Raw genomic sequence first — 11,592 nt, 5'->3', positions numbered from 1 at the left:
GCCTATAGCGCATCCATTTTATAGCCTATTCCCCAAACGGTTTTGATAAATCTCGGATTTTGGGCGTCCTTCTCAATTTTCTCTCGAATTTTACGGATGTGAACCATAACGGTGTTTTTGGATTCCATAAAAGGCTCGTTCCAAGCGCTCTCATATATTTTGTCCATACTGAGGACGATACCACGATTGACTGCCAGCAGGGTAAGAATAGAAAATTCACGAGGCGTTAGTTTAATTTCCTGCCGATCAACGGTTACCGTATGCGTAGCTGTATTTATAATGAGATCATCGATGATGATTTCATTGTCATTATGACTCGCTTTCGAATGAAATTGCTTCGCTCTGCGGATATGCGATTTGACACTGGCAAGCAGTACCAGCGGGCTGAATGGCTTCGTGACATATTCGTCCGCACCGAGGCTAAGACCCGATATTTTATCAATATCCTGAGATTTGGCGGACAGCATAATAATCGGAATATGGTTTTGCTCCCGAATTTTCATGCATGCTTCAAGCCCGTCCATAACAGGCATCATCACATCAAGTATAATAAGATCCACCTTATGCGTATTAAGCTTCTCCAGCGCTTCAAGCCCATTGGATGCCTTTAGCATCGTAAATCCTTCATTTTTAAAATAAATCTCCATTAAGCTTAATATTTCCTTCTCATCATCTACCATAAGTATCGTTTCTCTATTCATATCTCTGTACTCCCTCCTGCGGTGTGCTTCTCATTAAATATAACATGATCTGTATCCATTGGTTCATTTATGTATGTTACAGAGTGGCGCCGCAAATAAAAAAAGGAGCAGACTTCGCTTGAAGGCGTAAGCAAGCTCCCCTTTATGATTGATTTCTTACTCCGTTTTGGACGAAGCTTCGCTGTTTTCACCAGCAGCTGCGTCATCCGGCCGTGCAGCATCTTCTTTAGCAAGCATTTCTTGGCCTTTAACCTGCAAAATACTAAGTGCCGCGTTTAAATCCTGTGTGTCTTCCTTCACCTTTTTCATCTCTTCCTTAACCGCATTTGTGAATTCCTCATAGAAGGTGTCAGGCAGCTTGTCAAAATTTTTGTAGCCATTAAAAGCACTTGGCTTTAACTCATAGAATGCACCATAATTATGCCCTTCAACATCCGTAATATATTTCGTGCGAACCGGCAAACCATTGTAATTGTTCGACTTTGATTTTACTCTCGCATAATCATCGCTTGTCACATAGTTAAGAAAATCCCATGCAACCTCCTTGTTTGGAGAGTCTGCTCGGATTGCAAATAAATTATTAAATGACATCAGATTCGATTCATCTGGACTTTGCTGTCCGATTGGAGCTGTCACGATGTCCCAATTTTTTACGATCTTATCTTTTAGGCTTGGATAGTCGCTTGCCTGCTTGATTTGGTTCGTGTAACCAACGTCTTGAATCGTCATCGCCAAACGACCGGACAGGAAAGGATCTGATAACAGGTAATCCTCATAGGACTGTGACATCGCTCCCGCTTGACTGCTCATACTTTCAAAAAAAAGCGCGTTTGATTCTATTGCATCCAGCGCCTGCTGAAATGCATTTTTCCACGAATCCGTATGTATGGTCATTTGCTTTTGCCCAGCATTCACATAGCTAACTTTTTCAGACTCTGCCAGCATAATGGCCAAATCAAACAGCTCCTCGCGATATCCCATCTTCAAACCGTATACCCGCTCCTTCCTATCACCTTCTGTCGGGAAACGCCTCGCCAATTGTATCGTTTCATTCCAGCTCATTCGACTTCGCGGAAGCTCAATTTTGTATTTTTCAAATAAATCCTTGTTGTAGTAAATAACTTGGCTGTAGAAGCTAGGCGCTAAACCGTATACTTTGCCGCCGCCCTGCTCTTTCAAATAGTCAAGCATACCGGGAATCAATCCCTCGGTTTCGTATTTTTCTTTTTCCATAACAGCATCGAGATCATAAAGCTTGCCTTCTTGTGACAGCTTTTGGTACCTCTCTGCATCCAGCATTAAAATATCAGGCTGTTTTTCTTCTATAAATTTGTTAAACGCAGTATCGTAGTCTGTATTTTCTTCACTATACATCGACTGATTGCTAACGACTTCAATTTCAACATTCGGATATAATGCCGAGAACACCATACCATAATCTTGGAAGAACATGCCTTCATCGTAATACATGACCTTCAGTGACGACTGCTTCATTTTATTACTATCCTTATTGTCTCCTCCAAAGCTGCAGCCAGTTGCCACTAATGCCAAAACAACGACTGATAAAACAAACCTTGACCTTACTTTCATCTTTCGTTTCTCTCCCTCTCCGCTTATCCCTAATATGTATCCATATCCTACTGATATATAGTCTAGAGGAAAAAACTTACTAATTCTCTCTGCTATTTCTTAACATTAGCTTAATGAATGCTTAAGTTTTTCAAAGTTTTCGAAGCAGTGCGGGAGCTCTAACGAAAAAAAGGACACATCCCCCTATAAGGGCTGTGTCCTTTCTTCCATGATAACTTATGATTATACCGCTTTTTTGTAAAATGGCTTTAAAACAATCCCGAGTATTTTGCGGAGCGGCCCCGGGAACGAGCGTACATCCTCTGGTGTAATAACGCGAAGCGCAGCGAGCAATATGAGATAAAGTGATCCTACAACAACAGATGCAACAGCAGCTGCCAAGAAATAGGAAAGCTTATCTGCCCATGCTCCAGTAATAGCCAGCACCCCGTACTCAGCTCCCCAGCCAGCGAGGGCAGGTACTGCAATTGCGATCAAATAGGCAATCCATTTGCCGCCTAGCACGTTCAAGTTAACGTCCTTGTTAATGCTTCTTAAATTCAAATACGTTATGACAACGAAACAAATCGTAGATCCAATAATAAATCCGTATACGCCAAGCAAAGGAGCAAGCGCCAGACTGAACACCACTTTAAGCGCCAAACCAATAAACGTATGGTTCATCGGCAGCTTAGGCTTGTTGAGTCCATATAGGATCGAATTAGAAATCATCATTGTAATTTGGAAGATCGCTCCGGCTGTAAGCATCGCTACCGTCCCGCTTCCGCTTGGAGTCGTAAATAACAGTCCAGTAACGGAATAAGAGGCTACTGCCAGCAGCAGCGCAACCGGTACGCCTGTAAACAACACAATCCGCATGACGAGCGAGGATTGACGCTGCACTTCCTTCATATTATTCAAGGCAAATGCCGAGGATATGATCGGAATAATCGACGCGCCGAGCGCAATCGCAAGAATCGGAGGTATGCCTGCTATCCCCATCGCCTTCGTGGAGTAATCCGCCAAAGCTTTTGTTGCGGAATTTTCATTATAAAAGGATTCCGTCAATCGCATAAATATCGTTATATCAAAAAAGTACAATAGCTGTACTGTCATAGCCGTTACGACAGCAGGAATGGAAGTGCCGAATATTTCTTTATAAATGGTCCGATAAGGCAGATTGGAGCTTGTCTTTACCGACTTATCCTTCACATTTATAGCGGATTTAGCATGCTCCGATTGATCTTGTTTTTTCAGCTTCCGCCAAAACCACATCATAACCGAAAATGCACCAATACTTCCGAGCACAGAACCAAACGCAATAGCTGCAGCGCCGTACTTATCTCCCCAGCCCCAGCCGAGTACGATCAGGGCTAGTCCAATTCCACCGATGAGCCRCAAAATTTGTTCCATGATTTGAGAAATCCCGCCTGCGGACATGATCTGTCGGCCTTGGAAGTAACCTCGCATCATCGCAATAATAGGAAATAGCAGCAGCGCAGGCGCTATAGCTTGCAGCGATAAAGCTGCATCCGGCACCTTCGAGAACCGTTCATAAGCTGGTGCAAAAACAAACATCGCAGTGGCAAGCAATATCCCTGTCACTGCTCCAAACATTAATGCCGCTCGATAAATTCGTTTGGCTTCATCGGGCCGGCCAAGCGCATAGCGCTGAGAAATCATTCGACTAATCGATAGCGGTATGCCGCCCGTCGCAATCGTTAGCAGTAATAAGTAGATCGTATTCGCTGAGTTGAATGCCGCCTGTCCGGCAGCTCCCAGCATATATTCGAGCGGAATCCGCTGGAACAAGCCGAGAAACCGGACGACCAACGCTGCAGCTGCCAGTATAATTGTGCCTTTAATTAATGAGTCTTTTTTTAGCATAATGGTCTGTCAAAGTCTCCCTATCCTTTATTTCCAATGGGCTCCAGCGGCTGATGATTGCCGCGTACGGGCACTGCTGCATGAGATGGAGAAGCCCAACGCACACCATTTTGAATCACTTGCAGCACTTGCGGGTTATAGTAGGTTGGATAAGTCTCATGCCCCGGACGGAAGTAAAAGATTTTACCTTGGCCGCGGTTAAAGGTACAGCCGCTGCGGAACACCTCGCCGCCTTCAAACCAGCTCACAAAAACAAGCTCATCCGGCGCTGGGATATCAAAATGCTCACCATACATTTCCTCATGCTCCAGCGTAATGTATTCCGGCAAGCCGGCTGCTATCGGATGCGCTGGATTTACGACCCAAATTCTTTCCTTCTCGCCCACTTCACGCCATTTGAGATCACAGCCTGTGCCCATCAGCTTTTTGAAAATTTTTGAGAAGTGACCCGAGTGCAGCACGATTAAGCCCATGCCTGCGAGTACGCGCTGTTGAACACGATCTACAATGGTGTCATCCACCTGGTCATGCCCCATATGTCCCCACCATACTAGAACATCCGTATTGGCTAGACGCTCTTCTGTAAGGCCATGCTCCGGCTCCTCAAGCGTTGCTGTCGCTACTTCGATATCTCCACTTGCGATCCCTTTGGCTAAAGCTTGATGAATGCCATCTGGATATACATTTTTGACTTCCTCATGAATCTTCTCATGCAAAAACTCATTCCATACGGTTACTTTAATCATTGAGCTATCCACCTTTTATTCATTTCATTAAAAGACGAGCCATAGGACAAACACCACGATCATCGCCAGCTGCAAAATTACCTTCACGACTACGCTTGAAAACAATCCTACAACTGAACCTAAACCAACCTTGAGCGATTTGTCAAAACGTGTTCCGATAATCATCTCACCAATGACGGCACCCACAAAAGGACCGATAATAAGGCCAAGTGCTGGGATAACGAAAGGACCAAAGATAAGACCAATTGTACTGCCGATCACTGAGGCTCGCGAGCCTCCAAATCGTTTGACGCCCCAGGCGCTAACCGCATAATCGGCGACAAACAGCACGATTAAAGTTACCGTCTGAATGAACCAGAACCAAAAACCAAATTCACTAAACGAGAAAAATAAGCCATAAACAAAAAATGCGCCATAAATGGCAAGAGCTCCCGGAAGAATCGGATAAATAGCTCCTGCCATCCCTACTACAAATAATAGAATAACTAATGTCCAGCCTAAAATATCCATACGTTTCTCATCCCTTCAGAAGGTAACGTCTAATCACTTCTGCAACTCCATGCTCATTATTCGTAAAAGTAATGAAGTCTGCAGCTTCCTTGACCGTTTCCTGCGCATTGCCCATCGCTACGCCTAAGCCAGCTTCGCGAATCGCCGCAATATCGTTCAAGCTATCGCCAACAGCAATGACTTGCGACATCTCGATGTTAAGCAAGCCGCAAAGCTCTTGAAGTGCGCTTGCCTTTGAAACGCCGAGCGGATTAAGCTCCAAATTAAATGGAGATGAATTCGTAATCTCAAGCGCTCCCCAGCTTTGTACTTCTGCCAGCAGCTTCTCTCGAGTGTTGTCATCCTCTGTGTAATAGCCGAATTTCAACCAGTGATGTGATGCATAATCATCAGCAGGCGTAATCCATTTCTCTTTATTGTAAATTTCATCAGCTGTATACGCCCAGAACCACGGCTCGCCATGTGCGAGAGCAAGCTCATGCAGCCTTTGCACGTAAACGTGGCTTAGATGGGTACGTTTATGAAGCACATGCGGACGATGCCAGATCTCACTGCCGTTTACTGTGATCATAGGTGTTTCCAGTTTTAATTGCTCAGCGTAAGGCAGTGCACTGCGAAAACCTCTGCCCGTTGAGAAGCTGACAATAACTCCAGCATCAAGTGCTTTTTGAATCCATTCTGCATTTTCCGTACTAATTTCACTCTGTTCATTTAGCAATGTTCCGTCCATATCAAGCGCAAGCAATTTATAATCTCCCAATATTGTGCCTCCTCGTAAATGCCGTATCGTTGTTGTACCTAACTAGTAAATTATTTTAGCACATTTACGACAGATTCCAAATGAAAGTCACTCTAAAAAACACGAATTCATCATACTTGCTCAGAAAAAAGGAGCAGCCTCCGCTAATTTGCGTAAGCATGCTCCCCATCTTTTAACTTACTCCGTTGTTTCAATGGTAGTAACAGATCCGCTGCTTTCCGAAGTTCCAGCTCCTTCAGCACCTTCAGTAGGTACAGGATCTTCCTTCAACAGCATTTCTTGGCCTTTCACCTGCAAAATGTCAAGCGCCGCATCGAGTTCCTGTTCCTTTTTCTTCACTTTTTCAAGCTCTTGGCTGGCTGCGCCTCTAAATTCTCCCCAGAAGCTTTGTGGCAGCTTGTCAAAATCTTTATAGCTATTAAATGTACTTGGCTTCAAATCATAAAATGCCGCAAAATTATGCCCTTCTGTATCCGTAATATATTTAGTGCGGACAGGCAATCCATTATAATTGTTCGACTTTGACTTTACTCTTGCAAAGTCCTCACTCGTTACATAGCTAAGGAATTTCCACGCAGCGTCCTTACTTGGTGATTCCGAGCGAATGGAGAAAATGTTGTTGAAAGACATCATGCTTGATTGATCCGGATTTTGTTGTCCAACCGGAACCGTTACAATATCCCAGTTTTTCACGATCTTATCCTTTACCTTCTCATTCTCAGCCGCTTGCTTGATTTGATTGATGAAATTAATATCGCCCATCGTCATCGCCAATCGGCCCGCTATGAAGGGATCGCTTAACAAATAGTCCTCATAGGTTTGAGACATCGGTTCGTCGCCACCTTGATTACGCATGCTATCAAAATAAAGCGCGTTCGAATCCAATGCGTCAATCGCTTGCTTAAATGCATTTTTCCATGAATCTGTGTTTATCGTCATTTGTTTTTGCGAAGCATTCACATAATTAACGTTTTCTGAATTAGCAAGAATGCTTGCCATTTCAAATAAATCTTCGCTGTAGCCCATTTTCAGCCCGTATACGCGTTCCTTTTTGTCACCATCCGTAGGGAAGCGGCGTGCCAATTGTATCGTCTGGTCCCAGCTCATGCGATTGGTCGGCGGCTCGATTTGGTATTTCTCAAACAAATCCTTGTTGTAGAACATAACTTGACTATAAAAGCTTGGCGTCATGCCAAAAACCTGTCCGCCGCCATTTTCTCTCAAATAATCAAGCATGCCGGGAATCAAGCCCTCTGTATTATACTTTTCCTTCTCCATAACCGGATCAAGATCATAAAGCTTGCCGTCAAGTGCCATCTTTTTGTATTGATCGGTATCAAGCATCAATATATCTGGCTGCTCCTCCGTAATAAACTTGTCGAGTGCAGCATCCATATCCTTGTTTTCGCTTTGATACATTTTCCTATTTTCTACGACTTGAATTTCGATATTTGGATATAATGCCGAGAACACCATGCCATACTCCTGAAAGAAAGAACCTTCATCGTAATACATAATTTTCAGCGTTGACTGTTCATTTTCTTTTTGTTCGTTTTTGCCCCCAAAGCTGCAACCGGTTACCAATAATGTAAAAACAACTAGCGGTATGACGAATTTTGACAACACTTTCATGTTCAATTTTCTCTCCTCTTCAGTTTCCTCCTAATATGTACCAATTACATTACGTTTCTTTTTGGATAAAAGTTGCAGTTATACACCTTTTTTTGAAATAAATATGAAAAAAGCATCCATTTAGGATGCTTTTCGCAATTATTATGCTAACTTTCTTAGACGCAGTTTCTTGATTACAATGCCATGCGAGGGCGAGAACAAAAATGCGATAACGAACAATATTGCAGCTGCGCACACCATACAGCCAGCAATTGAAGCATCCAATAAAACAGCTGCACCATAGCCGATGAATGTACTAGCTACGCCGGCTGCTACACTCAAAACGATCATCAGGCCGAGCCGATCTGTCAGTAAATAAGCGGTAGATGCCGGGATAATCAGCAGTCCTACAACGAGTATCGCTCCTACACTTTCAAAGGAGCTTACAGTAGCCATCGAGACGAGACCCATTAATAAATAATGAAAGATAGCTACAGGTATGCCGATTGCAGCCGCAAGGGCAGGATCAAACGCGCATAACTTGAATTGTTTATAGAACAAAACGATAACTGACGTTATAATCAGCAGCGTTGTGCCGAGCAGCCAAACGGCTTTCGGGCCCATATTCACGCCGCCAAGCTCCCAAATATTCCAGTGCACATACGCAATCTCACCGTACAAAATCGCATCCTGGTCCAAATGCACCTGACGAGCGTACAAGCTTACGAGAACGACACCAATGGCGAATAATGCTGTAAAGACAACGCCGATCGAAGCATCGGATTGAATGCCGCTTTGCTGAAACATTTGAATAAGAAAGGTCGTCAGCAATCCGCATAATAGTGCTGCGAACATCATTAGCAGCGAATCGCGCGAGCCGCTGAGCAGAAACGCGATAACGATACCGGGCATGACGGAGTGGCTAATGGCATCGCCGATCATCGCCATTTTGCGCAAAACAAGAAATACACCTAGAATACCGCAGCAGCTTGCTACTAGAGCACCTGTAAGCAAGATCCAGAAGTCGCTCATAATGCCGCCTCCTTCTTCACTTTGCCCTCAAGCAGCATATCGGTGTCACGATTATAGCTTTGCTTCACTCTTTGGCGCACCAGTCTTTTGGCAAGCAATCCGCGCTTTGGACCAAATAGAATGGAAATGCAGAAGAGCAATGTTGCTGCCAGCACCGTAACAGGTCCCGTTGGCAAGTTAGACACCGATGCGCTAATCCAAGTGCCTGCCGCACCGCTAACTGCACCGAATATGCCTGACAATACAACCATGAGCCCAAGGCGATCCGTCCAGTATCTAGCCGATACGGCCGGTGTAATAAGCAGCGCAGCTACGAGTACGACACCTACCGCTTGAATGCCCGCTACTACAGCAACGACGATTAGAAGCATGAGCAGCTGCTCAAGAAAGGCTACGGGATAACCGATACCTCTAGCAAACCCGGGGTCAAAAGAAATAATTTTAAACTGTTTAAAGAGCAGCGTGCAAACCGTAATAAGAGACACACACACGACTGTCATCGTAATAACGTCAGATGCAATCATGGAAGCCGCCTGCCCAAACAAGAATTTATCCAATCCGGCTTGATTGCCATAGCTGCCATGCTGGATAAGTGTAAGCAATACGATACCTAGGCCAAAAAATCCTGACAAGACGATCCCCATCGCTGCATCCTGTTTAAGCTTAGAGTTTCGAGTAATATATCCAATACCGAATGTTGCGATAAGACCAGATATGCCTGCTCCTATGAGAAACAGTCCAATCGATTTAACGCCAGTGAGCATGAATGCAATGCATATGCCTGGCAATGCCGCATGGGCTAACGTATCGCCCATTAAGCTTTGTTTCCGAAGATACGAGAAGCAGCCGATCACTCCACTGCTTAAACCAAGCAGTGTACAGCCTAGAAAAATCCATTGCATATTCGGATCGGTCAGCATCAACCATATTCTATCCATGAATTACTCACCCTTTCCGTCAAAACGTGACGGAGACTGCATGCTGCGATCAAGAAACGCCAGTCTGCCGCCGTAAGTACGCTGTAATTTCTCCTGCGTAAAGGTTTGCTCTGTTTTGCCGAATGCTTGAAGCTCTACATTCAGAAGCAGTACCGAGTCAAAATAATCTTGCACAGTCGCTAGATCATGATGGACAACGATGACCGTTTTCCCTTGCAGCTTCAGCTCCTGCAGCAATGTGATAATGGCTTTCTCTGTCGCCGCATCCACGCCTGCAAATGGTTCATCCATAAAGTACAGCTTCGCGTCCTGCGCCAGTGCACGCGCTAGAAACACGCGCTGCTGCTGTCCGCCAGAGAGCTGACTGATTTGCCTGCCCGCATAATCGGCCATGCCAACCTTGTTCAGGCACTCCAGCGCAATCGCCTTATCCTTCGCGCTTGGGCGGCGGAACCAGCCTAAATGACCATAACGGCCCATAAGTACAACATCAAGCGCATTCGTTGGAAAATCCCAATCCACCGATTCTCGCTGCGGGACATAACCGATCATTTTCCGCTGCTGCTTATAAGATTTGCCGTATACTAACACTTCTCCGCCAATACTCGGTATGAGGCCAAGAGCCGCTTTCATCAGCGTCGACTTACCTGCACCATTGGGTCCGATTACCCCGACGAGCTCACCCTCGCTTACTTCAAACGATACGTTCCGAAGCACTGGCTTCTTCTGATAAGCAACGCTTAGTCCCTTAATTGTAAGCGGTGCAATTTGTTTCGTATTTTGCTTGGCTGCTGTTGTAGAATGGTTCATTTTTATCACTCACTTTCCTTGCCTTTTTTATGTGCTATTTCAAAGCGGCTACAATCGTATCCACGTTATGCTTCACCATTCCGATATAAGTGCCTTCAAACGTACCGGCATCTCCCATTGCGTCGGAGTAAAGCYCGCCGCCAATTTTCACCTCATGGCCTAAGCTTCTTGCCCCTTCTATGACCGATTCAATTGATTTTTTCGGAACGCTGGATTCGATAAAAACAGCTTTTATTTTTTTCTCAACTAAGTAGTCGCGCAGCTTGCTAACATCCTTTGAGCCGTACTCCGACATCGTATTCATCCCTTGCAAACCCGTGACAGTTAGACCATACGCTTCCCCAAAATATCCAAATGCATCGTGTGCTGTTACTAAAATGCGATCTGCCTCTGGAATAAGTGCAATTTGCTCTCTCGCATAATTGTCCAGCTCCTCCAGCTGCTTGATGTAGGCTGCTGCATGCTCTTTGTAGTACTCCGCATGGACCGCATCCTTCTCCATCAGCGTGTCGCGGATCACCTCTGTTGTAGAAATCCAAAGCTTCACATTGAACCAAATATGCGGATCATGCATGCCAGCCCCTTGCCCTGGGGCGGAGTGCAGCTGATCTTCCGTCAAATATTTGGAGACGGCTACCGTCGGCTTGCGCTTCTCCAATTTCTCGAACATCTCGGCCATCTTGCCCTCTAAGTGCAAGCCGTTATAAAAAATAATGTCCGCATTATCCAGCTTCCGCACGTCTCCTTGAGATGCCTTGTATAGATGGGGGTCAATCCCTGCCCCCATCAATCCGCTAACATCGACAAACTCACCGCCTACCTGCTGCACTACGTCCGTGATCATTCCTGTTGTTGTCGTAATTTTCAATTTCCCATCGCTCGTTCCTTGCTGCCCGCAAGCTGAGGTTACCATTGCCGTCATCGCCAAAAAAACGATAACCATAATAAATCTCCGAAGAGCAGAATTTGTTTTGTACGTTTTACGCATTGTGCTACCTCCTCCATCCCTGTCATTTTTTATATGCTCT

11 protein-coding genes are annotated in these 11,592 nt (G+C 45.0%); all 11 read right to left on the bottom strand.

What is annotated here, in order from left to right; all coding sequences use genetic code 11:
* Positions 1-2: 2 nt before the first annotated feature.
* Positions 3-701, bottom strand: a complete 699-nt coding sequence (locus tag AC1DSE_RS07675) for a response regulator transcription factor (RefSeq protein ID WP_339204471.1) — start codon at positions 699-701, stop codon at positions 3-5.
* Between the two features lie 156 nt (positions 702-857).
* Entirely contained in the window at positions 858-2,291 is a 1,434-nt protein-coding gene (locus AC1DSE_RS07670) for an ABC transporter substrate-binding protein (protein ID WP_477509040.1), read from the bottom strand.
* A 222-nt stretch (positions 2,292-2,513) separates the two neighbouring features.
* Complete coding sequence (locus AC1DSE_RS07665) at positions 2,514-4,157, bottom strand: putative polysaccharide biosynthesis protein (RefSeq protein ID WP_477527549.1); 1,644 nt, start codon at positions 4,155-4,157, stop codon at positions 2,514-2,516.
* A 20-nt stretch (positions 4,158-4,177) separates the two neighbouring features.
* Positions 4,178-4,903: a ThuA domain-containing protein gene (locus tag AC1DSE_RS07660; protein WP_477509041.1), complete on the bottom strand. Its 726-nt coding sequence runs from the start codon at positions 4,901-4,903 to the stop codon at positions 4,178-4,180.
* A gap of 27 nt (positions 4,904-4,930) precedes the next feature.
* A complete protein-coding gene (locus tag AC1DSE_RS07655) occupies positions 4,931-5,413 on the bottom strand; it encodes a DUF456 domain-containing protein (protein WP_076267515.1) in 483 nt (160 codons plus the stop codon).
* Positions 5,414-5,420: 7 nt separating this feature from the next.
* Complete coding sequence (locus AC1DSE_RS07650; protein WP_076267514.1) at positions 5,421-6,173, bottom strand: Cof-type HAD-IIB family hydrolase; 753 nt, start codon at positions 6,171-6,173, stop codon at positions 5,421-5,423.
* Positions 6,174-6,350: 177 nt separating this feature from the next.
* The gene (locus AC1DSE_RS07645; RefSeq protein WP_477509043.1) at positions 6,351-7,805 is read right to left on the bottom strand and encodes an ABC transporter substrate-binding protein; all 1,455 of its coding nucleotides are present in this window, start codon (positions 7,803-7,805) and stop codon (positions 6,351-6,353) included.
* A gap of 141 nt (positions 7,806-7,946) precedes the next feature.
* Positions 7,947-8,816 (bottom strand): metal ABC transporter permease, encoded by an 870-nt coding sequence (locus AC1DSE_RS07640; RefSeq protein ID WP_441876619.1) that lies wholly within the window; start codon positions 8,814-8,816, stop codon positions 7,947-7,949.
* A complete protein-coding gene (locus AC1DSE_RS07635) occupies positions 8,813-9,754 on the bottom strand; it encodes a metal ABC transporter permease (RefSeq protein WP_477509044.1) in 942 nt (313 codons plus the stop codon). Before AC1DSE_RS07635 ends, AC1DSE_RS07640 begins: the two co-directional genes overlap by 4 nt.
* A 3-nt stretch (positions 9,755-9,757) precedes the next feature.
* Complete coding sequence (locus AC1DSE_RS07630) at positions 9,758-10,564, bottom strand: metal ABC transporter ATP-binding protein (RefSeq protein ID WP_441908328.1); 807 nt, start codon at positions 10,562-10,564, stop codon at positions 9,758-9,760.
* Positions 10,565-10,598: 34 nt separating this feature from the next.
* Positions 10,599-11,552 (bottom strand): metal ABC transporter solute-binding protein, Zn/Mn family, encoded by a 954-nt coding sequence (locus tag AC1DSE_RS07625; RefSeq protein WP_477527548.1) that lies wholly within the window; start codon positions 11,550-11,552, stop codon positions 10,599-10,601.
* Positions 11,553-11,592: the final 40 nt, after the last annotated feature.

Source organism: Paenibacillus sp. 01L418 (assembly GCF_056400045.1).
Note: the sequence above shows the minus strand (reverse complement) of the source record. Positions and strands in the feature narration are given on the sequence as shown.

Bases quoted from the DNA above. Each gene is read 5' to 3' on its own strand.
- AC1DSE_RS07675 (WP_339204471.1), bottom strand. From the start codon at position 701: ATGAATAGAGAAACGATACTTATGGTAGATGATGAGAAGGAAATATTA.
- AC1DSE_RS07670 (WP_477509040.1), bottom strand. From the start codon at position 2,291: ATGAAAGTAAGGTCAAGGTTTGTTTTATCAGTCGTTGTTTTGGCATTA.
- AC1DSE_RS07660 (WP_477509041.1), bottom strand. From the start codon at position 4,903: ATGATTAAAGTAACCGTATGGAATGAGTTTTTGCATGAGAAGATTCAT.
- AC1DSE_RS07655 (WP_076267515.1), bottom strand. From the start codon at position 5,413: ATGGATATTTTAGGCTGGACATTAGTTATTCTATTATTTGTAGTAGGG.
- AC1DSE_RS07645 (WP_477509043.1), bottom strand. From the start codon at position 7,805: ATGAAAGTGTTGTCAAAATTCGTCATACCGCTAGTTGTTTTTACATTA.
- AC1DSE_RS07640 (WP_441876619.1), bottom strand. From the start codon at position 8,816: ATGAGCGACTTCTGGATCTTGCTTACAGGTGCTCTAGTAGCAAGCTGC.
- AC1DSE_RS07635 (WP_477509044.1), bottom strand. From the start codon at position 9,754: ATGGATAGAATATGGTTGATGCTGACCGATCCGAATATGCAATGGATT.
- AC1DSE_RS07630 (WP_441908328.1), bottom strand. From the start codon at position 10,564: ATGAACCATTCTACAACAGCAGCCAAGCAAAATACGAAACAAATTGCA.